The organism is Mesorhizobium sp. CU3 (assembly GCF_006442965.1).
Lineage (GTDB): Bacteria > Pseudomonadota > Alphaproteobacteria > Rhizobiales > Rhizobiaceae > Mesorhizobium.
In genome coordinates, this window is sequence record NZ_VFWX01000011.1 from 189,926 (window position 1) to 211,874 (window position 21,949).

Below are 21,949 nucleotides of genomic sequence, written 5' to 3' on the forward strand. Positions count from 1 at the left end.
CTGCCCGCCCCGGCTGTCAAGCTGGCGCCAGACACGCAAAACTAGAACAAAACGTAGACAGTTCTGGTCTTTCGCTGCCGAATCACTACATTCGGGAGCGATGTCGGGCTTTTCCGAGGACATGCCTTTTTTCGATGAACCGAATGCGCGGCCGGCACCGGCCCCATCCGGCATAGCCGCGCGCGCCATGGCTGCCCGCAGCGGCCAGAACAGCCAGCCCGATTATTTGAAGGGTTTGAACCCCGAACAGCGGCTTGCGGTCGAGACGACCGAAGGCCCGGTCCTGGTGCTGGCCGGCGCCGGCACCGGCAAGACACGCGTGCTCACCACCCGCATCGCCCACATCCTCGCCACCGGCCGGGCGTTCCCGTCGCAGATCCTGGCGGTCACCTTCACCAACAAGGCCGCGCGCGAGATGAAGCAGCGCATCGGCCACCTGATCGGCGAAGGCAATGTCGAGGGCATGCCGTGGCTCGGCACCTTCCATTCGATCGGCGTCAAGCTATTGCGCCGCCACGCCGAGTTGGCGGGGCTGAAATCCGATTTCACCATCCTCGACACCGACGACGTGGTACGGCTGATCAAGCAGTTGATCCAGGCCGAGGGACTTGACGACAAGCGCTGGCCGGCCAAGACCTTCGCCCAGATGCTCGACAACTGGAAGAACAAGGGACTCGGTCCCGACGAGATCGCCGAAGGCGATGCGCGCAGCTTCGCCAACGGCAAGGGCCGTCAGCTCTACAAGGCCTATCAAGAGCGGCTGCAGACGCTGAACTCCTGCGACTTCGGCGACCTGCTCTATCACCCCATCCGCATCTTCCGCGCCAATCCGGACGTGCTGAAGGAATATCACCGCAAGTTCAAATACATACTGGTCGACGAATACCAGGACACCAACACCGCGCAATACATGTGGCTGCGGCTCTTGGCGCAGCGGCCCAGCGCCGGGCGGGCGCCATCGGCCGGCCAGGCCGCCCCTGCGGAGGCCAGCGAGCGGAGCGAGCGCGCGGCCGCGAGCGAAAACAAAGTCAACATTTGCTGCGTCGGTGACGACGACCAGTCGATCTATGGCTGGCGCGGCGCCGAGGTCGACAACATCCTGCGTTTCGACAAGGATTTCCCGGGCGCCACCATCATAAGGCTGGAGCGTAACTACCGCTCCACCGCGCATATCCTCGGCGCCGCCTCACATCTCATCGCCCACAATGAAGGCCGCTTCGGCAAGACGCTCTTCACCGACCGCGACGACCCCGAGGACGACAAGGTGCATGTCCATGCCGCCTGGGATTCCGAGGAGGAAGCGCGCGCCATAGGCGAGACGATCGAGGCCTACCAGCGCCAGAAGCATCCCCTCAACGACATGGCGATCCTGGTGCGCGCGTCCTTCCAGATGCGCGCCTTCGAAGACCGCTTCATCACGCTGGGCCTGAATTACCGCGTCATCGGCGGCCCGCGCTTCTACGAGCGCCTCGAAATCCGCGACGCGCTGGCCTTCTTCCGCGTCGTCGCCAACAGCGGCGACGACCTCGCCTTCGAGCGCATCGTCAACACCCCGAAGCGCGGACTGGGCGAAGCCACCATCCGCCAGATCCACGACACGGCCCGCGCGATGCGCATTCCGATGCTGGAGGCCGCCGCCACGCTTGCCGAAAGCGACGAGCTGAAGCCGAAGCCGCGCGCGGCCTTGCGCGAAGTCGCCGCCAATTTCGAACGCTGGCAGAAGGCGCTGGAAACGACGCCGCACACCGAGCTTGCCGAGACCATTCTCGAGGAGAGCGGCTACACCGACATGTGGAGGAACGACCGCTCGGCCGACGCGCCCGGGCGGCTGGAGAACCTGAAAGAGTTGATCCGCTCCATGGAGGAGTACGAGTCGCTCCGCTCCTTCCTCGAACATGTCGCGCTGGTCATGGACGCCGAGCAGAATGCCGAGCAGGACGCCGTCTCGATCATGACGCTGCACTCGGCCAAGGGCCTCGAATTCGAGACCGTGTTCCTTCCCGGCTGGGAGGAAGGCCTGTTTCCGCATCAGCGCGCGCTGGACGAAGGCGGGCGTTCGGGCCTGGAGGAAGAGCGGCGGCTCGCCTATGTCGGCCTGACGCGGGCGAAGAAGAACCTGCACATCTGGTTCGTGTCCAACCGTCAAATCCACGGTCTTTGGCAGTCGACGATCCCGTCGCGCTTCGTCAATGAACTGCCGGAAACCCATGTCGATGTCGCCGACGGCGGCAGCAGCTATGGCGGCTATGGCAATCCCTATGGCGGTGGAGCCTTTGCCTCAGGGCGCGGTGGCGGCGGCCGGCAGAACCCTTACGGCGCCTCGCGCTTTGACAATATCGGCGCCAAGGATCAGGGCTCCTTCTCCAACACCTATGCCACGCCCGGCTGGCAGCGCGCCCAGGCGAACCGCACCGAGGCGACCGACCGCAACTGGGGCACCCGCTCCGGCCACCAGGTCGAGCGCATCGGCTATGGCGAGACCGATAGCGGCTACGGCGCCGGCCGCACCTCGGTGAAGGGCCGCACCATCGAAGGCGAGCTGGTCGCCAAATCCGTCGCCGACACCCCGTCAGCCTTCAATGTCGGCGACCGCGTCTTCCACCAGAAATTCGGCAACGGCAACATATCGGCGATCGAGGGCAACAAGCTCACCATCGACTTCGACAAGGCCGGCCAGAAGCGCGTGCTGGACGGCTTCGTCGCGCCGGTGTGAACGGCCCTTCGACCAACCTGCCGATTCTTGTTTCATCAGCGTCAGCTAACCCAGTCTCCTGTCACGCAACCATCACGTTCGCGTCCTAGACCGCTCGGCGGAGAGGTGCTGGCGGCATGTCGATGCGACGCTCGCGCCGGCTGGTTTGTCAGGAAGGGGATAGTCCATGAAACATCTCAACCGAACCGTCGCGCTGGGCGCGGTGCTTGCCCTGTTCACCGCCCCGGCGCTCGCCGATGGCGTCGCCTATGTCAACAAGGGCCTGGTCGGCGTCGGCCATATTCCGGCGAGCCAGAAGGACAAGTTCGGCGAGACCTTCGGCTCGGGTTCCGGCATGGCGATCGACACCAAGGGCTGGACGCGCGACGGCGCGAGCTACAAGGGCTCGCTCTGGCTGCTGCCGGACCGCGGCTACAACGTCGTCGGCACCACCGACTACCGCGCCCGCGTCAACACCATCGCCATCGAACTGACGCCTGCGGCGCCGGGCGCCGCCCGTGGCAGCGAGCAGTCCGGCGTCAAGGCGACACTTGCCGACACCACGCTGTTGACCGACGACAAGGGCGTCGACACCACCGGCCTCGATCCGCTGAACGGCGTGCGTGAAGCCGCCGGCGACATGCCGATCCTGCCGCAGGCCGACAATGGCAAGCTGGCACTGGACGACGAGGCGATCGTGCGCCTGCCCGACGGCACCATGTTCATTTCCGACGAATATGGCCCCAACATCTACCGTTTCTCGGCCGAAGGCCGGCTGATGTCTGCAACGCAGCCGCCGGCCGCCCTGGTGCCGATGCGCCACGGCAAGCCGAACTTCGCCTCCGACAATCCCGGCCCCGGCGCCGCCGAGCCCGATCCCAAAGATCCGGAGACCGGCCGCCAGAACAACCAGGGCCTCGAAGGCATGTCGCTGACGCCGGACGGCAAGTTCCTGATCGCCGTGCTGCAGTCGGCGGCCCGCCAGGACGGCGGCGATTCCGGCGCGACGCGCCAGAACACTCGCGCGCTGGTCTACGACGCCTCCGACCTCGGCCATCTCAAGCTCGCGCATGAATATGTCGTGCCGCTGCCGGTGTTCAAGGACGCCAAGGGCAAGACCAAGGTGGCCGCGCAGAGCGAGATCCTGGCGCTCTCCGACACCAGCTTCCTGATGCTGGCGCGCGACTCCGGCAACGGCCAGGGCCTGAAGGACGCCGAGTCGCTCTACCGCAAGATCGAGATCGTCGACCTTGCCGGCGCCACCGACATCGCCAACGGCCCGTTGACGCCGCCGACAAGCCGGTTGCGCCCAAGGGCGTGCTCGATCCGTCGGTGACCCCGGCCAAGCGGACCGCGTTCATCGACATCAACGACAAGGCCGAGCTTGCCCGCTTCGGCCTGCACAACGGCGCGCCGAACGACAAGAACAACCTCTCCGAAAAGTGGGAGGCAATGTCGATGGCAAGCGTCCTCGATCCGAAACTGCCCGACGACTATTTCCTGTTCGTCGCCAACGACAACGACTTCCTCACCCAGGACGGCTTCCAGGTCGGCGCGCCCTACAAGGCCGAGGATGGCGCCGATGTCGATACGCGCTTCCTGGTGTATCAAGTCACCCTGCCAGGCCTGTCGGGCAACACCGTCGCCGGCCAGTAATCGACGGTTGGGGCGGATACCGCGCGGCATCTGCCCACCCGGACAGGGGTGCATGTGCATCAGGCCTGCGATAGCATCGCGGGCCTGATTCAGTTTCGGTACCCGCCATGGATGACGACAAGCCCGCCCGCCCACGCGTCGGCGACCTGACCAGCGGGCCGATCCCGCGCACGCTGCTGCTGTTTGCTCTGCCGGTGCTGGGCTCCAATGTGCTGCAGTCGCTCAACGGCTCGATCAATGCCGTCTGGGTCGGCCGCTTCCTCGGCGAGGCGGCACTGACGGCGACCTCCAACGCCAATCTGGTGCTGTTCCTGATCCTCGGCACGGTCTTCGGCATCGGCATGGCGGCAACCATCCTGGTCGCACAATCGGTCGGCGCGCGCGACCTGCCCGAAGCCAAGCGCATCGTCGGCACAAGCGCCACCTTCTTCTTCCTCATATCGGTCGTGTTCGCCGTCTGCGGCTGGATCTGGGTCGACGCCATCCTGACCGGGCTCGGCACGCCTGCCGACGCGCTGCCGCTGGCGCGCTCCTATCTGCGCATCATCTTCGTCGCCGTGCCGATGATGAACCTTCTGTCCTTCGTCATGACCGTGCTGCGCGGCGCCGGCGACTCGCGAACGCCCTTCCTCTTCATGGCGGTGGCGGTGGTTCTCGACGTCGTGCTCAATCCGCTGCTGATCCGCGGCATCGGCCCCTTCCCCGCGCTCGGCATCGCCGGCTCGGCGACCTCGACTTTGTTCGGCCAGACGGTCAGCGTGATCGCCATCCTGATCGTGCTTTATGCGCGCAAACACCCGCTGCGGCTGGCGGGCGCCGACCTCGCACTGCTGAGACCCGATCCGGCCCTGCTGCGCATCATCGTTTCCAAAGGTATTCCGATGGGCCTGCAGATGATCGTCATCTCGGCCGCGGCGCTCACCGTCATGGGCATCGTCAACTCCTATGGCTCGCAGGTCGCCGCCGCTTACGGCATCGCAGCCCAACTCTGGACCTATATCCAAATGCCGGCGCTCGCCATCGGTGCGGCAGTGTCTTCGATGGCGGCGCAGAATGTCGGCGCCGGCCGCTGGGACCGCATCGGCAAGGTCGCGGCCTCAGGCGTCGGCTTCAACCTGGTGCTGACCGGCGCGTTGGTAGCGCTGCTTTTCGTCTTCGACCGCCCCGTACTCAGCCTTTTCTTGAGCGGCGACGGCACCGCCATCGACATCGCCGCCCACATCAACAAGGCAGCGTCCTGGTCATTCATCCTGTTCGGCGTCACCATCGTGCTGTTCGCCACTGTGCGCGCCACCGGCGCCGTCATGCCGCCGCTGATCATCCTGGTCATCTCGGTGCTGATCGTACGCACCGGCTTTGCCTATTACTTCAGGAGCTGGATCGGCCAGGAGGCTCTGTGGTGGAGCTTTCCGGCCGGCTCGATCACCTCGCTGGCGCTGGCCATCGCCTATTATCGCTTCGGCCAATGGCGCACCATGCACCGCATCGAGGACAGGCCGGCCGCCGGCGAGCCGCCGGATACCGGCCTCGGCATGCCGCGCCAGCGCGCGCGGCTCTCGCCGGAGACCCCGAACGGCTGATCAGATGGTCAGTATGGCGCCGCACGAAATCCTCCCGTAACGTTCGCTAGTTCAACGGGGGAGGAATCGATGGGCAAGGGACGGGTCGAGGCTTTCACCGATGGCGTCGTCGCCATCATCATCACCATCATGGTGCTGGAGCTGAAGGTGCCGCATGGCGAGGATTTCTCGGCGCTCTTGCCGCTGTGGCCGATCTTCTTCTGCTATGTCCTGTCCTTCATCAATGTCGGCATCTACTGGAACAACCTGCACAACATGTTCCACACAGTGCAGCGTGTCGACGGCCGCGTCCTGTGGGCCAATTTGAACCTGTTGTTCTGGCTGTCGCTGATGCCGGTGACCACGGCCTTCATGGGCGAGAACCACTTCGCGCCGGCGCCTGTGGCCGTCTATGGCGTCGATCTCGCGCTCTGCGCCGTCGCCTACACCATTCTGGTGATCAAGCTGCGCCATCTGCATGGCGCCGACACCACCTTCGCCAAGGCGGTCGGTCACGACAAGAAGGGCAAGATTTCGCTGGCGCTCTATATCGCCGCTGTGCTGCTCAGCTTCCTCAACCAATGGGTCAGCGTGGCAATCTATGTGTTCGTGGCCCTCATCTGGTTCGTGCCCGACAGGCGCTTCGAACGGCTGGTTGAGAAATAGGGCTATTCCAGGAAAAGTGTGAAGCGGTTTTCCGTCCGGAATTGCGTAAAAACAGAGAGATAGAGCGGTTCGCCGTTTCCCATGAAACGGCGAACCGCTCTAGCGCTTACTGCCGCATCGCTTTGAGCTTCTCGGCTGCCGAGGCGGCGAGGTCGGCATAGCGCTCCTCCAGCCGCTCGGCCGCCTTGATGATGCGGAAGTCATGGCCGAATTTCTCCAGCGCCATGCGCAGCTTCTCGGCGAAATCGGCCTGCTTCTCCAGCGCCGAGAACAGCGTCTTCACCTGCGCTTCGCTGATGTCGGGATTGGCGAGCATCTTCGGCACCTCGCGGCCCATCTGGTCGCCGTTGACGGTCTGCTCCTTCAGAATTCCGATCCAGTCGGTCAATCGCGAGACTCCTTCTCGGCGACAAACATGCGCGGCGGGCGTTGCCGCGGTCAACCCGGCGCATCGCGGTCGACCCGTTGCGCTCTTGCGGTCAACCAGTTGCCGCTCTTGCGGTCAACCGTTTGCCGCGTTGCGCTCTTGCCTCGGCGGCGACGGGCGTTAAGTTCGGCCCGAACCCGAACGAGGACAAAAAGATGGCCAGCGACGCCGATATCCAGACCGCCCTTCCCGCCTTCGCCCCAGGCAATGTCGCCGTCGTCACCGGCGGCGCCAGTGGCATCGGCCTCGCCGCGGCGAAGCGGTTCGCAGCCATGGGCATGAAGACGGTGCTTGCCGATATCGGCGGGGTGCGCCTCGACCAGGCGAGGCAGGCCGTCGCGGCGATCGCCGGCGACGATGCCGTGCTGCCGATCCCGACGGATGTCTCCAGGGCCGACGAGGTCGACAGGCTGGCCGAGCTTGCCAACGGCGCCTTCGGGCCGGCCTCGGTGCTGATGAACAATGCCGGCATCGGCAACAATCCCGGCAAACCGTGGGAGAACCGCGACGCCTGGAAGCGGCTGCTCGACATCAATTTCTGGGGCGTCGTGCATGGCGTCGAGGCCTTCGCGCCGCGCATGCTGGCGGCGGGCAAGCCGGGCTTCATCATCAACACCGGCTCCAAGCAGGGCATCACAACGCCGCCTGGCAATCTCGCCTACAACGTCTCCAAGGCCGGCGTGAAAACCTTCACCGAAGGCCTCGCGCACGCGCTGCGCAACGAGCCGGGAGCGAAACTGTCCGCTCACCTCTTGATACCCGGCTTCACCTTCACCGGCCTGACCGAAGGCGCGACCGAAAAGCCCGCCGGCGCCTGGACTGGCGAACAGGTGATCGACTTCATGCTGGCATCTCTCATCGACGGTGATTTCTATATCCTGTGTCCCGACAACGAGGTGGCGCGGCCGATGGATGAAAAGCGCATGGCCTGGGCGATCGGCGACATCATCGAGAACCGTCCGGCGCTGTCGCGTTGGCATCCGGACCACAAGGACGCTTTCGCAGCCTTCATGGGCCGCTGACGGCCGCCTTTTTCTTCGGCTTGCCGGACTTCAAGGAGCCCGCCTTTTTGGCGAGTTCCGCAAGCTTGCGGTCGTGCCGCTTGGCCGCCGCTTCGCATTTGTCGCGGATTTCCTCGACCTCGGATTCCGTCAAATGCTCGATGCCGATGAAGTGGTTATGGGCGCGGCCGACCCGGATCAACTCATCGAGTTTGGCCTGGATCGCGGCGCCGTCGCGGTTCTGCGTGTTCTGGATCAGGAACACCATCAGGAAGGTGATGATGGTGGTGCCGGTGTTGATGACCAGTTGCCAGGTGTCCGAGAAGCCGAAGAACGGCCCGCTGACCGCCCATACAACCACGATCAGCACGCAAACGGCGAAGGTGGACGGCAATCCGGCCAGATGCGCGACCCAATTGGCAACCCTGGTGAAGAGTTTCTCGATCATGCAAATCCCTCGGGAAACCGCGCAAGGCGCGGGATTTGCTTAAAAACAAACTGCCGCCGCGTCGGGTTCCAAAAGATCGAGTTTCGCGCGGAGCATGCAGCCGCAATCGGATACACGTGGAAGACGCAGGCGCTTGAAAAGCCGCCTTATCCGTTTGTTGCGATAGTGCCGGTGCAGGTAAGAGAGCCTGTTCCTTCCGCTTTACGGCGGTTTACCTCCAGCCCCTTCCGCTGCGCCACCCCCGCATGGCGGAAGGGGCATTAATTCCCGACAGCGAAGCGTCGCATCCAGATAGCGCCGTCATCCTTTTTGACGGCGTTCTCCATGTGTCAGTGAGTATTGTCTTCCCAGCAATCGAGAAAGGCTTCGATCGGCATGGTCTGCATGTCGGGAATGGCCCGGGCCAATTTCTCAGGCGCCCAGTCCCACCAGGCGAGGTTTTCGATACGTGCAGCGATGTCGGGTTCAAATCGCTGACGCAGCGGCTTTGCCGGAACGCCTGCGGCGATCGTGTAGGCCGGCACGTCATGCGTGACCACAGCATTGGCGCCGACGATGGCGCCGTTGCCAATGGCGATGCCCGGCATGATCACCGCGCCGTGGCCGATCCAGACATCATGGCCGATGCTGACGGACTTGGCCTGACGCCGCTGGCGAAAAGCCGCATCGACGCCCAGCCACCGGAAATATTCATTCGGCCGATAGCTGACCTTGTGCTGGGTCAGCCGTTCGATCGGATGTTCCAGCGCATTGATGCGGCTGTTGGCGGCGATCGAGCAGAATTTGCCGATCGTCGTGTAGATCGCCTCGCAATGGCGTTCGAAATAGGAGAAGTCGCCGACGCTCACCTCACGCAGGATCACCCGCTCGCCGATCGAAGCGTAGCGGCCGAGCTTGCACGCCTTCAATTCCGCAGTCGGATGGATGCGCGGTTCGGGATCTTTCAGGACAAGGTTTTCAGGGCGGTCCATAGCTGCGGCTTTACGCCGGCTCAGGCTGCCCTGCAAGCCTGCCCCATTGGCCGAGCAATCGCCTCTATTGCGGCTTGCCCTTCGTCCACACCACGTTCTGGCCGTAGAGCGGCACGGTGGTTACCGACATCTTGGCCGAGCCGTTCTGCACCTGGCGCGAATGCGAGAGATAGATCAGCGTCTCGTTCTTCTTGTCGTAGATGCGGTTCACCACCTGTTTCTTCCAGATCAGGCTGAGGCCCTGCTTGAACACTTCCTCGCCGCCCTCGCTCATGTCGATGTCGCCGATGCTGATCGGCCCGGTCTGGCGGCAGGAGATCGAGGAATCGGACGGATCCTCGAACCAGTTACCCTTGTGCAGCCGGTCGATGACGCTGCGGTCGAAATAGGCGACATGGCAGGTGACGCCCTCGACCTTCGGGTCCTTGATGGCGTCGATCATGATGTCGTTGCCGACCCAGTCGACGCCGACTTTGCCAACCTCGTCGGCGGCGGCCGCACCTGCTCCGGACAACAGACATACGGCCAATAAGCCCATCAGTTTTCGCAAGGATGCCTCCTCGGTTCGCGTTGCCGGTGTCAGGTGGGACAGGATCGTGGCGTTTACAAGCCGCCCAATGACCGCGAAGAGCCTATGCCTGGCGGAAGGCCAGCATCTGCCGCAACACGTTCGACTTGAGAACAAAGTGCTGGACGAGCGCGCCGGCGATGTGGAGCAGCACCACATAGAGCAGGATGTTCTTGCCGAGGACATGCACCAGACCCGCGCCGGGCACCTGCAGGAACCATGCCGCGGCGCCGGAAAGCGGCACGATGAAGATCAGCGCGTAGATGACCAGATGCGTTGCCTTGGCGAGCAGCCGCAGCGCCGGATGCTCCATGCGTGAAACCGGCGGAACACCGCGTGTCGCCCGCAGCCATAGCCGCCAAACGGCAAGGACCAGCACCGCCAGCCCGAGCACGACATGCATATAGGCCAGCGGCAAGTCGCCGGCGGCGGCTTCCTGCCCGCGGCGCAGCGCGCGCCACACATGCTCCATGCCGTCATGGGCGAGAAACTGGACAAGGATGAGCGCCGCGATGCTCCAATGCAGCCAGATCTGCGTCTTGGAATAGGACGATACTGGCGTGCCGGCCATCGGGCTCTCCATCACGAAAGTCTTGTCGAAGATAGGTGGGAGGCAAAGCCGGTCAAATTAAGGATCGGTAAGGCCCCGGTGAGCGCCAGCCGATTGCGGCAACGCGACATCTTTGCGCCTGCAGTGTCGAACCGCTAAGACTGGTTGCCAAAATGGAACTGTCTCGGCCCGGCGCGGTCCCGGCAAAAATCATGACGGACACTTTCTGATGATGCGTTCAATCCTGGTCGGCATTCTCGTCCTGATGGTGGCGGGCATCGGCTGGCTCACCTTCGACTGGTATCGCGGCCATTATGGCGGCGAGCCCTTCGGCGCCCCATTCACGCTTACCGACCAGAAGGGCCAGCCGATCACCGAAGCCGCGTTCCGGGGCCGCCCCAGCGTCGTCTTCTTCGGCTTCACCCACTGCCCGGAAGTCTGCCCGACCACCCTGTTCGAACTCGCCGGCTGGCTGAAGACGATGGGTGACAGCGGCAAGAACCTCAACGCCTATTTCGTCACCGTCGACCCGGAGCGCGACACGCCCGAAACGATGAACACCTATGTCAGCAATTTCTCCGACCGCATCACCGGCATCACCGGCGATCCGGACAAGGTGCACGCCATGGCCAAGGCCTTCGGCATCTACTGGAAGAAGGTCGACACCGGTGACGGCGACTACACGATGGACCATACCGCCTCGGTGCTGCTGCTTAAAGCCAATGGCGATTTCGCAGGGACCATCGCCTATGGCGAAAGCGCCGACACCGCCATCGCCAAGTTGAAGCGCCTCGCAGCGGGCGACCAAACCTGATGGGACAGACCCGAATTCACCTCACTGCCGGCAAGGCCGACGCGGATCGGATATTCGCTGCGCTCGATCAGGCTTTCGAGGATGACGGCCTGCCTATAGCCGTGCTCGAAGTCGACGAGGATAAAGACATCCACGAAGTGTCGCTCTACGCCGACGGCGACATCGATCCTATCGAGGCGCGGGTCAAGGATGTCCTTGCCGACTTAGGCCTTGCCAAGCCGGTCGAGCGCGAGATCCTGCCCGACGTGGACTGGGTGTCGCGCTCGCTGGAAGGCCTGAAGCCGGTGCGCGCCGGCCGCTTCCTGGTCCACGGCTCGCATGACCGCGCCAAGCGCCATGCCGGCGATCTCGCCATCGAGATCGAGGCCGGCCTTGCCTTCGGCACCGGCCATCACGGCACCACCGCCGGCTGCCTCGAAATGCTGGAGCAGGTGGTGCTGCGCGAAAAGCCGCGCAACGCGCTCGACCTCGGCACCGGCAGCGCCGTGCTGGCGATCGCGCTGGCAAAACTCGCGCATATCCCGGTGCTGGCGACCGACATCGATCCGGTCGCCGTCCGCGTCGCCGCGGCGAACGCCCGCCTCAACCACGTCAAGGCGCAGGTCGAGACCGTGACGGCGCCGGGCTTCCACAATCCCATTTTCGCCAGGCGCGCGCCCTTCGACCTCATCGTCGCCAACATCCTGGCGCGACCGCTGATGCGCCTGGCGCCTGAGATGGCCAGGCACATCAGGCTCGGCGGCTCGCTGGTGCTGTCCGGCATCCTTGACCGGCAGCGCGACGCGGTGGTCTCGGCCTATGTCGGCCAGAGCTTCCGCCACGTCCGCACGCTGCATCGCGAGGGCTGGGTGACGATCCACCTCAAGCGTTGAGGCCGGGTCGGGGCCCTCACTGGCCCTGCCGAAATTCGTTCCGGTTTCGGGGAGCATGCGCTACGGTCGCGGCTCGCATGCAAGAGGGAGCCAGACATGTTCCAGACCTTTGATTCCGCTGGCGATCCGGCCGTCGGCAAGCCGCGCGTGGCGCTGCTGCGGCAATGGCTGGCCGAGAACAAACTCGATGGTTTCATGGTGCCCCGCGCCGACGAGCATCAGGGCGAATATGTCGCCGACCGCTCGGCGCGGCTGAAATGGCTGACCGGCTTTTCCGGCTCGGCCGGTGTCGCCATCGTGCTGCGCGAGCGCGCCTTCATCTTCGTCGACGGCCGCTACACGCTGCAGGTGCGCGGCGAGGTCGATCTGTCGATCTTCGCCGTCGAGAGCCTCGTCGACAATCCGCCCGCAAGCTGGATCAAGGACAATCTCGGCAAGGGCGCGCGGCTCGGCTTCGATCCGTGGCTGCACACGATCGGCGAGGTCAAGGCGCTGAGAGCCTCGGCCGAGCAATCCGGCGCGACCTTGGTGCCGCTGGCCAAGAACCCGATCGACGTCATCTGGGAGGACCAGCCCGAACCGCCGCGGGCGCCGGTGGAGCTTCACCCGATCGCCTTTGCCGGCGAGCTCGCCAAGGACAAGCTGGCGCGGCTGGCCGGCGCGATCGAAAAGGAGGGCGCCACCCATGCGGTGCTCACCGACCCCTCCTCCATCGCCTGGGTGTTCAACATCCGCGGCGGCGACGTGCCGCACACGCCGCTGGCGCTCGGCTTCGCCATCCTCGCCGCCGACGGCAAGCATCAGTTGTTCATGGACCAGCGCAAACTTCCGCGCCAGGTCGCGGCCTATCTGACCCAGCTCGCCGACCTGCACGATCCGAACGAGTTCGAAGCCGCAATCGCGGAGCTGGCCAAGGCAGGCGCCAAGATCGCGCTCGATCCGGTGCTGGCGGCGGAAAAGCTTCGAATGCTGGTCGAGGACAATGGCGGCTCGGTCGTGCTGGCCGCCGATCCGGCGCGCATACCGCGCGCGACGAAAAATCAGGCCGAGATCGCCGGCAGCCGCGCCGCGCATCGTCGCGACGGCGCCGCGGTCGCCAAGCTGCTCTGCTGGCTTGACCGGCAGCAGCCCGGCACGCTCGACGAGATCGCGGTCGTCACCAGGCTGGAGGAAGTGCGCCGGCAGACCGGCGAGGAAACGCAGATGCCGCTGCGCGACGTGTCCTTCGACACGATTTCCGGCGCCGGTCCGAACGGAGCGATCATGCACTACCGCGTGTCGCGCGCCACCAGCCGCAAGCTCCAGAACGGCGAGCTGTTCCTGCTCGATTCCGGCGGCCAGTATCAGGACGGCACCACCGACATCACCCGCACCGTGCCGATCGGCCAGCCGACGCAAGAGATGCGCGAGCGTTTCACTTTGGTGCTGAAAGGCATGATCGGCATCTCGATGCTGCGTTTCCCCGCCGGCACGCGCGGCTCGGAGATCGACGCCGTCGCGCGCATGGCGCTGTGGAAGCATGGCTGCGACTTCGCCCATGGCACCGGCCACGGCGTCGGCTCCTATCTTGCCGTGCATGAAGGGCCGCAGCGCATCGCCCGCACCGGCACCGAAAAGCTGCTTGCAGGCATGATGCTGTCCAACGAGCCGGGCTACTACAAGGAAGGCGCCTACGGCATCCGCATCGAGAACCTGATCTTGGTCACATCAGCCGAACAGATCGAAGGCGGCGACATCGCCATGCATGCTTTCGAGACGCTGACCCTGGCGCCGATCGACAAGCGGCTGATCCGCTCCGACCTCTTGAACCGGGACGAGTTGCAATGGCTTGACCAGTACCACGCGTGGGTGCTGGCCGAGATCGGCCCGATGGTCGACGGCGAGACGCTTTCCTGGCTTGAGAAAGCCACAGCGCCGTTGCCGCACGACGCCAAGATTTGAGGTTAGCCTCTTTCTCCCCGTTCTACGGGGAGAAATGCCCGGCAGGGCAATGAGGGGCAGTGCCAACGTTCCGAAACGATCGCGCCGGCAAGCTCTTACCCGACGAACTGACGCGCCAGTATCAACACCGCCGCACCCGCCAGAAACATCGCCATCAAGCCGCCGCGCAGCGACACCAGCGCAGTGACGGCGAGCGCCGCCCATTCCGCCGGTCCGGCATGCAGCAGCTCCGGCGCCACCAGCGTCGTCAGCACCGCGGCCGGCACGGCATTGAGGCCAGCCTCGACGCGCGGATGGACTGTCTCGAAGCGCGAGATGATCAGGTGGCCGCCGACACGCGTCAGGTAGGTGGCGACAGCGCCTGCCAGGATGATCCAGAGGGTCGTGCTCATGGCCGCTTGCCAACCCCGCTGTGATGCGGCGGCAGGATCACCGCCAGAAGCACGCCGGCGAGCGCGCCGATGGACACATGCCAGGGCGAGCCGACCGTTCGATAGGCGATGATCGAGGCGATGGCGCTGGCGGCGACGACGGGCGCCCAGAGCGGCCGCTTGCGGAAGCCGAGCACCAGGCCGAGGAAATAGATCGGCAACAGGAAATCGATGCCCAGCGCATGCGTGTCGGGGATCAGCTTGCCGAACACCGCGCCGAGCGCGCTTTCGATCACCCAGAACACGTAGACCGGCAGGCCAAGGCCGAGATACCAGGCAAAACCGACCGTCTGGCCCGACTGTGCCCGCGCCTCGGCGACCGCATATTGCGGATCGGTCATGATGAAATAGCCGAGCGCCTGCTGCAGCACCGGCCAGTGCGCGATGCGCCGGCCAAGGCCGGCCGAATAGAGCACATGGCGGAAATTCACCGCGAAGATCGATAATACGATCAGCCAGGGCGCGACATGCTGGCCGAACAGTTCGATGCCGACCATCTGGCTGGCCCCGCCGAAGATCAGCGCGCTCATCAGGAACGCTTCGAGGACGGAAAACCCGTTGTCGACGGCCAAAGCCCCGAACAGGATCGCGAACGGCGCCGAGGCGACAACGACCGGCATCGACAGGCGCGCGCCGGCCCAGAAATCGCTGCCCGACCTGCCCTCAGAAATTGCTTCCGCCGCCATCTGCTGCTCCTTGAGCGGCTGATTTAGGGAGCGTCGCCCTCAATGTCACACGAATTCGCTTGAGCCTGACGATCAGCGGAACTGATGGTTTCAATCCGGGAGATTGACGGCCGTGCCCTGGATCGCCCTACCCCAGTCGAGCAGCGGCTTGGCGGCAAGCGTGAAATCGACCAGATCGTCGACCAGCTTCGGCGAATGGATCGACGCCGGATCGATATCGTGGCGCACCACGAAATGCCGGTTGCGCACCGCCTGGGCAAGATCGTCGTCGCTGACATCTTCGAAGCCGCGCGGCGCGCGCTTCAGGCGCTCCTCCGGATCGAGCTCGAGACCCACCTTCTTGAGCGATGAAACCATGCCGCGAAACGCAGCCGGCCTGGTCACGATCGCCTTGCGCATCGCCTGCAAGAGTTCCGGCGCCGGCTGCCACCAGGCCACGCCGGCAAAGCAGCGCTCCAGCCCGATATGCACGTAGAAAACGCCTTGCGACATCTTGGTGCCGTCCGGCGACAGGATCGCCGACAGATGGCGGTTGTAGGGCCGCTTGTCCTTGGCGAAGCGCACATCGCGATTGATGCGGAACATCGACTTCTTGCGGTCGCCGCGCAGGCCGAGCTTTGCCTTCCCGAAACGTTCGGTAAGCGTCTCGACCAGGTCGCCGAACGGTTCGTGCAGCTCGCTGTCGAACAGGTCGCGATTCTCCTGGAACCATTCGCGGCTCTGGTGGAAGTCGAGCGCCTTGAAGAAGGGAATGGCCTTCTGCCCGAACCCCTTGAACGCGCCGGCCATCAGCCGCCCCTGCCGACGCGCCGCAGCCAGGTGTCCTCGTCGATGACCTCGATGCCGAGCGCGGTGGCATCCTTGAGCTTCGAGCCGGCGCCCGGACCCGCCACCACCAGATCGGTCTTGGCCGAAACCGAGCCCGCGACCTTGGCGCCGAGCCGCTCAGCCATCGCCTTGGCTTCGGAACGCGTCATCTTCTCCAGCGTGCCGGTGAACACCACCGTCTTGCCGGAGACTTCGCTATCGGCCGAGATTTCAACGACATAGGGCTTCGGACGAACCTGCGCGAGCAGCGCATCGAGCACATCGTCGTTACGCTCGTTGCCGAAGAAATCGCGCAATGCGTTGATCACCGTGTCGCCGATGCCGTTGATCGACGGGAAGACGCTGTGCGGATCTTCGGCCTTTGCCGTCTCCTTGCCGACCCGGATCAGTTCCTCGATGGTCGAGAACTGGCGGGCGAGCACGGCGGCCGTCGTCTCGCCGATATGGCGGATGCCGAGCGCGAAGATAAAGCGGTCGAGCTCCGGCTCGCGACGCGCATCGATGGCCGCGAACAATTTGTCGAGGCCTTCATAGTTGCGCTCCTCGACGCTGCGCACATTCTTGCGCGTCTTGCCCGAAGCCGCCTCGCGCAGTTTCGCCTGCTCCTCGCGCCGCTCGGCCAAGGCCTTGGTCACGGCCGGCCGGCGGTCTTTCAGCGTAAAAATGTCGGCGGCGGTTTTCACCAGCCCGGAATTGAAGAAAAGATCGATGTTTTCAGCGCCCAGGCCCTCGATATCCAGCGCGCCGCGCGACACGAAATGGCGCAGCCGCTCGACGGCCTGCGCGGCGCAGATCAGTTCGCCGGTGCAGCGGCGCCGCGAATCCTCCTTGCCCGTCTTCTCGTTGATCTCGCGCGTCGCCGGCGAACCGCAGACCGGGCAGGTATGCGGGAATTCGTAAGGCACGGCGCCGGCCGGCCGCTTGTCGATGACGACGCTGACGATCTGCGGGATGACGTCGCCCGCCCGCTGGATGACAACCGTGTCGCCGATGCGCACGTCGATGCCGTCGCGGATCGGCTGGCCGTTGCTATCGAAGCCCTTGATGTAGTCCTCATTGTGCAGCGTGACGTTTTCGACCACCACGCCGCCGACCGTGACCGGCGCCAGCCGCGCCACCGGCGCCAGCGTGCCGGTGCGCCCGACCTGGATGTCGATCTTCTCGACCGTCGTCATCGCCTGCTCGGCCGGGAATTTATGTGCCACCGCCCAGCGCGGCTCGCCGGTGACGAAACCCCAGCGGCGCTGCAGCTCGAGCTGGTCGACCTTGTAGACGACGCCGTCGATATCGTAGCCGAGCGACGAGCGCAGCTCCTCGATATGGTGGTACTGCGCGATGAGGTCCTCGACCGACTTCGCCCGCACCATCAGCGGGCTGATCTTGAACCCCCATTCGCCGAATTTCTGCACCGCTTCGTACTGCGTCGGAGCTGGCTCCGCCGTCGTGTAACCCCAGGCATAGGCGAAGAATTTGAGGTTGCGGCTGGCGGTGACGGACGGATCCTTCTGGCGCAGCGATCCGGCCGCCGTGTTGCGCGGGTTGACGTAATCCTGGCCGCCGACCGCGGCCGAGCGCTCCTTCAGCGCCTCGAACTCGGCATAGGTCATATAAACCTCGCCGCGGATCTCGATGGTCTGCGGCCAGCCCGAGCCCTTAAGCTTCGCGGGAATATCGGCGATGGTCCTGAGATTGGCGGTGATGTCCTCGCCGACCGCGCCATCGCCGCGCGTCGCGCCCTGCACGAACACGCCGTTCTCGTAACGCAGCGAGGCCGACAGCCCATCGATCTTCGGTTCCGCGGTGAAGGCGATGTCGAGGTCCTTGTCGCGATCGAAGAAGCGCCGGCCGCGCTCGATGAAATCGGTGACGTTCTCGTCGGTATAGGCCTTGGCGAGGCTGAGCATCGGCACGGCGTGGCGCACCTTGGCAAAACCTTCCGCAGGCGCGGCACCGACCCTGAGCGACGGCGAATCCTCACGCACCAGGCCTGGAAACTGCTCCTCGATGGCAAGATTGCGCCGGCGCAGCGCATCATATTCGGCGTCGGTGATCGTCGGCGCGTCTTCCGTGTGATAGCGACGATCGTGCTCGGCAATCTCCGCCGCCAAGCGCTTCAGCTCGTCCGCGGCTTCGCTTTCACTGAGCGATTCGACTGGTTTTTCCGACATGCGACGCGGTCCTCGAATGATGGCGGGCCACTATAAATCAGGATTCGCCGGCCGGGAGATGCCCTGTGGAAAAATCATTGACCGACAGGAGGATACAGCCATCTCCTGACTCTGCTTCCGAACGCTATGGGACGAAATCTACGCTGCCGCGGTGTTCTCACGCAGCAGCCGGTCCGCCGCCGCGCGGGCTTCGTCGGTGATGGTGGCGCCGGCCAGCATGCGCGCGATCTCTTCCTGGCGCGCGGCGCGGTCCATCTCGGCAATGCCCGTGGCGACACGATCCTTGCCCCCTGATTTGGAGATCAGGAAATGCGTCGCCGCGCGCGCCGCCACCTGCGGCGCATGCGTGACCGAAAGCACCTGAACCCGCTTCGATAGCCGCGCCAGCCGCTGGCCGATGGCGTCCGCCACGGCGCCGCCGACGCCTGTGTCGATCTCGTCGAAGACCAGCGTCGGCGCCGAGCCGCGATCGGCGAGCGCCACCTTCAACGCCAAGAGGAAGCGCGAAAGCTCGCCGCCGGACGCGACTTTCATCATCGGCCCCGGCCTGGTTCCCGGATTGGTGCGCACCCAGAACTCGACCTGGTCGATGCCGTCTTCCATGCGGCTTTCGGCATCGGTCGCCATCTCGACGATGAACTCGGCCCGCTCGAGCTTGAGCGCCGGCAGTTCGGCCATCACCGCCTTTGTCAGGCCGCTCGCAGCCGCGTGACGCAGCGAGGAAAGCTGCGCCGCCGAAATGTCATAGGCCTCGCGCGCGGCCGCAGCCTGCTTCTCCAGCCCGTGCAGCCGCCCCTCGCCGGCATCGAGGTCGGCAAGATCGGCCACCATCGTGTCGCGCAGCTGCGCCAGATCGTCGACCGCGACATTGTGCTTGCGCGAGGCGGCGCGCAGCGCAAACAGCCGCTCCTCGGCTTTCTCCAGGCGCTGCGGATCATATTCGGTAGCGCGCAGCGCTGCCTCGACGCCGGACTGCGCGGCATCCAGCGAAATCATCGCCTCGTCGAGCGACTTCACCACATCGTCGAGCAGGCCGGGCGCCTCGCCCGACTTGCGCTGAAGCCGGCGCAGCAGGCTGGCGAGCTGCGGCAGCGGCGAGGACGGGCCCGACAGCGTGTCCTGCGCGTCATGGATTTCGCCGGCGATCTTTTCGACGCGCATCATCTGGGCGCGCAATTCGGCAAGCTCGCTCTCCTCGCCGGGCTGCGGATCGAGCTTGGCGAGCTCGGCGACGGCGGCGCGCAGGTAGTCGGCCTCGCGCGCCGCCGCTTCGACCTTGGCGCGGTGCCTGGAAAGCTCCTGCTCGCAGCCGCGCCAGTAGCGCCAGGCTTCGCCGGCACCCCGCACGGCGCCGAGATGGCCGCCAAAGCTGTCCAGCAACTCGCGATGCGCGCCGGGGTCGACCAGCGCGCGCTCGTCATGCTGGCCGTGGATCTCGACCAGCGCGCGGCCGACATCGCGCATCAAGGTGACACTGGACGGCTGGTCGTTGACGAAGACGCGCGTGCGTCCGTCCGCCGTCTGCACGCGGCGCAGGATGATGTCGCCGTCGTCCTCGATGTCGTTGCCGGCAAGCAGCGCGCGGGCCGGATGGTTGCGCGGCACATCGAACACAGCGATCACCTGGCCTTGCGCCGCGCCATGGCGGACGAGCGAGGCATCGCCGCGCGCCCCGAGCGCCAGCGACAAAGCATCGAGCAGGATGGATTTGCCGGCGCCGGTTTCGCCGGTCAGCACCGAAAGCCCGGGCAGGAAGTCGATGTCCAGCTTCTCGATCAGGACGATATCGCGGATCGACAGTCTGGACAGCATCAGAACCCGGACCTATTGCACGTCGCCCAAAGTGGACCGGGTTTGGGAAGACCTGCGCAAAGACAAAAACTGGAGCGCGTCGCATCGGCCCGTTCACGCGCGGCGCACCTTGAAGCGGCTTGCGACCGTCGGAGTCGCAGCGCCGCACTATCTTTTTGTTTTTGCGCCGGATCAATCCGAAAAGCGCGTTATGCGCCTCGGCAGGTCTCCGGCCTCAGGCGCCGGTGATCAGCTTGCCGGCCTTGGAGATCCACGACCCGGCATTCTCGCGCGGCTCAAGCCCGTTGCTCTGCAGGAGCTTGTAGGAATCCTTGTACCACTGGCTGTCCGGATAGTTGTTGCCGAGCACGGCCGCGGCCGTCTGCGCTTCCGAGGTCAGGCCGAGAGCGTAGTAGGCCTCGGTCAGGCGCGCGAGAGCCTCCTCGACATGGCGGGTGTTGGAGTAGCTCTCGACCACGGTGCGGAAACGCTTGACCGCGGCGATGTATTCGCGGCGCTCGAGATAGTAGCGGCCGACCTGCATTTCCTTGCCGGCGAGCTGGTCGGTGGCGAAGCGGATCTTGTCCTTGGCGTCGGGAACATACTCGGAGTTCGGCCAGCGCGTCACCAGATCCTGCATGGTCTGGATGGTCTGGCGCGCTTCCTTCTGATCCTGGGTGACGTCCTTGATCTGGCGGTAGTAGCTGAGCCCGATGATGTACTGCGCGTAGGCCGCGTCGTCGGTCGACGGATAGAGCGTCAGATAGCGCTTGGCGGTGCTGATCGCGTCGTCATAATTACCGCCGCGATAGTCGGCGAAGGCGCCCATCACCATCGATTTGCGGGCCATTTCCGAATAGGGATGCTGGCGGTCGACGGCGTCGAACTTCTTGCTCGCCTCGTCGAGGCGGCCGGCATTCATGTTGGCCAGGCCCTGATTGTAGAGAACGTCGGCCGGTTCGGTCTGGTCGACATAGGTCGCCAGGTTGACGTCCTTCTTCTCCGACATGCAGGCCGACAGCACGAGCGCAGGAGCAATCACCGAGAGCGCAAGAATAACGGGGCGACGCGGCGCTACCGATTGACTAACTCGCGAAAAAAACATGCTTGAATTCCGCCCCTTCGGCGTCGTTTCGGTCCGGGCCGCAGCCATAGACCATTATCCCCTGACCCGGCAACGCTATGTCCGGGCAATCGCACATTTTTGTGGCAGCCCCGGGGCGCCGTAACCACGATGCAATTTGACGCCCCTGTGATGCAATAATACCACACAGCCCTGCCCCATATCAAATCCGAGGGCTGCGTGTTGCCACGAAACGCGATATTGCCCATCGATCGCAAAGGAACCGTTACGTGCAGCAGGACCTGGAAACGCCGCGCCTGCGCCTCAGGCCTGTCAGCCCGGCCGACCGCGACGACCTTTTCGCGCTGGAGCAGGACCCGCAGGTGATGCGCTTTCTCAACGGCGGCAGGCCGACGCCGCTCGACGGGACCGATCCGTCCGTCGATTTCCTGATGCCGCGCGGCACCGAACAGGATGTCTGGAGCGCGCGGGAGAAGGTCTCCGGCGCCTTTGTCGGCTGGTTCGCGCTATATGATCGCGGCGACGGTTCGGCGGAACTGGGCTACCGCTTGCGGCGCGCGGTGTGGGGCCTCGGCTATGCCAGCGAAGGCGCGAGAGCGCTGGTTGAAGCTGGTTTCTCCTGCTTTGGTTTTGCCCGCATCATTGCCAACACCATGGCTATCAACGAAGCTTCGCGCCGTGTCCTGGAAAAGACCGGGTTCACCCATGTCCGCACATTTCATGTCGAGGGGCTCGACAGGCTACCGGGCGCCGAGCATGGCGATGTGGAGTACGAGATCAGGCGCAAAGCCTAGGA

19 protein-coding genes and 1 pseudogene are annotated in these 21,949 nt (G+C 64.8%); 9 read left to right on the top strand and 11 right to left on the bottom strand.

The window, feature by feature from the left end:
- Window positions 1-100: 100 nt before the first annotated feature.
- From FJ988_RS18700 to FJ988_RS18715, 4 genes and pseudogenes are all read left to right on the top strand, one after another.
- Entirely contained in the window at window positions 101-2,713 is a 2,613-nt protein-coding gene (locus FJ988_RS18700) for an ATP-dependent helicase (RefSeq protein WP_140819818.1), read from the top strand.
- Between the two features lie 166 nt (window positions 2,714-2,879).
- Window positions 2,880-4,348, top strand: a pseudogene (locus FJ988_RS18705) (esterase-like activity of phytase family protein).
- Window positions 4,349-4,455: 107 nt separating this feature from the next.
- Window positions 4,456-5,928 carry an MATE family efflux transporter gene (locus FJ988_RS18710; RefSeq protein WP_140819819.1) on the top strand — a complete coding sequence of 491 codons (1,473 nt, stop codon included), beginning with the start codon at window positions 4,456-4,458 and terminating at the stop codon, window positions 5,926-5,928.
- 69 nt (window positions 5,929-5,997) lie between these two features.
- Complete coding sequence (locus tag FJ988_RS18715) at window positions 5,998-6,573, top strand: TMEM175 family protein (RefSeq protein WP_140819820.1); 576 nt, start codon at window positions 5,998-6,000, stop codon at window positions 6,571-6,573.
- Between the two features lie 106 nt (window positions 6,574-6,679).
- Here the strand turns inward: FJ988_RS18715 and FJ988_RS18720 are convergent, their stop codons facing one another.
- Window positions 6,680-6,961, bottom strand: coding sequence for a hypothetical protein (locus FJ988_RS18720; RefSeq protein WP_140819821.1), 282 nt, complete (start codon window positions 6,959-6,961; stop codon window positions 6,680-6,682).
- Between the two features lie 194 nt (window positions 6,962-7,155).
- Here FJ988_RS18720 and FJ988_RS18725 point away from each other — a divergent pair, with 194 nt between their 5' ends.
- Entirely contained in the window at window positions 7,156-8,022 is an 867-nt protein-coding gene (locus FJ988_RS18725) for an SDR family NAD(P)-dependent oxidoreductase (RefSeq protein ID WP_140819822.1), read from the top strand.
- Here FJ988_RS18725 and FJ988_RS18730 read toward each other — a convergent pair.
- From FJ988_RS18730 to FJ988_RS18745, 4 genes are all read right to left on the bottom strand, one after another.
- On the bottom strand, window positions 8,009-8,449 hold the full coding sequence (locus tag FJ988_RS18730) for a low affinity iron permease family protein (protein ID WP_181183582.1): 441 nt from the start codon (window positions 8,447-8,449) through the stop codon (window positions 8,009-8,011). The genes FJ988_RS18725 and FJ988_RS18730 overlap by 14 nt on opposite strands.
- A 329-nt stretch (window positions 8,450-8,778) precedes the next feature.
- The gene (locus tag FJ988_RS18735) at window positions 8,779-9,420 is read right to left on the bottom strand and encodes a DapH/DapD/GlmU-related protein (protein WP_140819823.1); all 642 of its coding nucleotides are present in this window, start codon (window positions 9,418-9,420) and stop codon (window positions 8,779-8,781) included.
- A gap of 64 nt (window positions 9,421-9,484) precedes the next feature.
- Window positions 9,485-9,958 (bottom strand): CreA family protein, encoded by a 474-nt coding sequence (locus FJ988_RS18740; RefSeq protein WP_140819877.1) that lies wholly within the window; start codon window positions 9,956-9,958, stop codon window positions 9,485-9,487.
- A 94-nt stretch (window positions 9,959-10,052) separates the two neighbouring features.
- Complete coding sequence (locus FJ988_RS18745; RefSeq protein WP_181183583.1) at window positions 10,053-10,559, bottom strand: cytochrome b; 507 nt, start codon at window positions 10,557-10,559, stop codon at window positions 10,053-10,055.
- A gap of 208 nt (window positions 10,560-10,767) precedes the next feature.
- On the opposite strand from FJ988_RS18745, the gene FJ988_RS18750 reads away from it, so the two are divergent.
- From FJ988_RS18750 to FJ988_RS18760, 3 genes are all read left to right on the top strand, one after another.
- On the top strand, window positions 10,768-11,352 hold the full coding sequence (locus FJ988_RS18750; RefSeq protein WP_140819825.1) for an SCO family protein: 585 nt from the start codon (window positions 10,768-10,770) through the stop codon (window positions 11,350-11,352).
- Complete coding sequence (locus FJ988_RS18755; protein WP_140819826.1) at window positions 11,352-12,224, top strand: 50S ribosomal protein L11 methyltransferase; 873 nt, start codon at window positions 11,352-11,354, stop codon at window positions 12,222-12,224. Before FJ988_RS18750 ends, FJ988_RS18755 begins: the two co-directional genes overlap by 1 nt.
- Window positions 12,225-12,320: 96 nt before the next feature.
- Entirely contained in the window at window positions 12,321-14,165 is a 1,845-nt protein-coding gene (locus FJ988_RS18760; RefSeq protein WP_140819827.1) for an aminopeptidase P family protein, read from the top strand.
- A gap of 95 nt (window positions 14,166-14,260) precedes the next feature.
- Here FJ988_RS18760 and FJ988_RS18765 read toward each other — a convergent pair whose 3' ends face one another.
- The 6 genes from FJ988_RS18765 to FJ988_RS18790 all read right to left on the bottom strand — a co-directional run bounded on the left by FJ988_RS18765 (window position 14,261) and on the right by FJ988_RS18790 (window position 21,174).
- Entirely contained in the window at window positions 14,261-14,557 is a 297-nt protein-coding gene (locus FJ988_RS18765) for an AzlD family protein (protein ID WP_140819828.1), read from the bottom strand.
- Complete coding sequence (locus tag FJ988_RS18770) at window positions 14,554-15,282, bottom strand: AzlC family ABC transporter permease (protein WP_140819829.1); 729 nt, start codon at window positions 15,280-15,282, stop codon at window positions 14,554-14,556. Before FJ988_RS18770 ends, FJ988_RS18765 begins: the two co-directional genes overlap by 4 nt.
- A 90-nt stretch (window positions 15,283-15,372) precedes the next feature.
- On the bottom strand, window positions 15,373-16,071 hold the full coding sequence (locus tag FJ988_RS18775) for a DUF2461 domain-containing protein (RefSeq protein WP_140819830.1): 699 nt from the start codon (window positions 16,069-16,071) through the stop codon (window positions 15,373-15,375).
- Window positions 16,071-18,278: an NAD-dependent DNA ligase LigA gene (gene ligA, locus FJ988_RS18780; RefSeq protein WP_140819831.1), complete on the bottom strand. Its 2,208-nt coding sequence runs from the start codon at window positions 18,276-18,278 to the stop codon at window positions 16,071-16,073. Before ligA ends, FJ988_RS18775 begins: the two co-directional genes overlap by 1 nt.
- 138 nt (window positions 18,279-18,416) lie before the next feature.
- Window positions 18,417-20,090, bottom strand: coding sequence for a DNA repair protein RecN (recN, locus tag FJ988_RS18785; protein WP_140819832.1), 1,674 nt, complete (start codon window positions 20,088-20,090; stop codon window positions 18,417-18,419).
- Between the two features lie 214 nt (window positions 20,091-20,304).
- The gene (locus FJ988_RS18790) at window positions 20,305-21,174 is read right to left on the bottom strand and encodes an outer membrane protein assembly factor BamD (RefSeq protein WP_140819833.1); all 870 of its coding nucleotides are present in this window, start codon (window positions 21,172-21,174) and stop codon (window positions 20,305-20,307) included.
- A 248-nt stretch (window positions 21,175-21,422) separates the two neighbouring features.
- Between FJ988_RS18790 and FJ988_RS18795 the strand changes: the two genes are divergently transcribed.
- Window positions 21,423-21,947: a GNAT family N-acetyltransferase gene (locus FJ988_RS18795; RefSeq protein WP_140819834.1), complete on the top strand. Its 525-nt coding sequence runs from the start codon at window positions 21,423-21,425 to the stop codon at window positions 21,945-21,947.
- The last annotated feature ends 2 nt before the right edge of the window (window positions 21,948-21,949 follow it).

Bases quoted from the DNA above. Each gene is read 5' to 3' on its own strand.
- FJ988_RS18700 (WP_140819818.1), top strand. From the start codon at position 101: ATGTCGGGCTTTTCCGAGGACATGCCTTTTTTCGATGAACCGAATGCG.
- FJ988_RS18710 (WP_140819819.1), top strand. From the start codon at position 4,456: ATGGATGACGACAAGCCCGCCCGCCCACGCGTCGGCGACCTGACCAGC.
- FJ988_RS18715 (WP_140819820.1), top strand. From the start codon at position 5,998: ATGGGCAAGGGACGGGTCGAGGCTTTCACCGATGGCGTCGTCGCCATC.
- FJ988_RS18725 (WP_140819822.1), top strand. From the start codon at position 7,156: ATGGCCAGCGACGCCGATATCCAGACCGCCCTTCCCGCCTTCGCCCCA.
- FJ988_RS18730 (WP_181183582.1), bottom strand. From the start codon at position 8,449: ATGATCGAGAAACTCTTCACCAGGGTTGCCAATTGGGTCGCGCATCTG.
- FJ988_RS18735 (WP_140819823.1), bottom strand. From the start codon at position 9,420: ATGGACCGCCCTGAAAACCTTGTCCTGAAAGATCCCGAACCGCGCATC.
- FJ988_RS18740 (WP_140819877.1), bottom strand. From the start codon at position 9,958: ATGGGCTTATTGGCCGTATGTCTGTTGTCCGGAGCAGGTGCGGCCGCC.
- FJ988_RS18745 (WP_181183583.1), bottom strand. From the start codon at position 10,559: ATGGCCGGCACGCCAGTATCGTCCTATTCCAAGACGCAGATCTGGCTG.
- FJ988_RS18750 (WP_140819825.1), top strand. From the start codon at position 10,768: ATGATGCGTTCAATCCTGGTCGGCATTCTCGTCCTGATGGTGGCGGGC.
- FJ988_RS18755 (WP_140819826.1), top strand. From the start codon at position 11,352: ATGGGACAGACCCGAATTCACCTCACTGCCGGCAAGGCCGACGCGGAT.
- FJ988_RS18760 (WP_140819827.1), top strand. From the start codon at position 12,321: ATGTTCCAGACCTTTGATTCCGCTGGCGATCCGGCCGTCGGCAAGCCG.
- FJ988_RS18765 (WP_140819828.1), bottom strand. From the start codon at position 14,557: ATGAGCACGACCCTCTGGATCATCCTGGCAGGCGCTGTCGCCACCTAC.
- FJ988_RS18770 (WP_140819829.1), bottom strand. From the start codon at position 15,282: ATGGCGGCGGAAGCAATTTCTGAGGGCAGGTCGGGCAGCGATTTCTGG.
- FJ988_RS18775 (WP_140819830.1), bottom strand. From the start codon at position 16,071: ATGGCCGGCGCGTTCAAGGGGTTCGGGCAGAAGGCCATTCCCTTCTTC.
- ligA (WP_140819831.1), bottom strand. From the start codon at position 18,278: ATGTCGGAAAAACCAGTCGAATCGCTCAGTGAAAGCGAAGCCGCGGAC.
- recN (WP_140819832.1), bottom strand. From the start codon at position 20,090: ATGCTGTCCAGACTGTCGATCCGCGATATCGTCCTGATCGAGAAGCTG.
- FJ988_RS18790 (WP_140819833.1), bottom strand. From the start codon at position 21,174: ATGTTTTTTTCGCGAGTTAGTCAATCGGTAGCGCCGCGTCGCCCCGTT.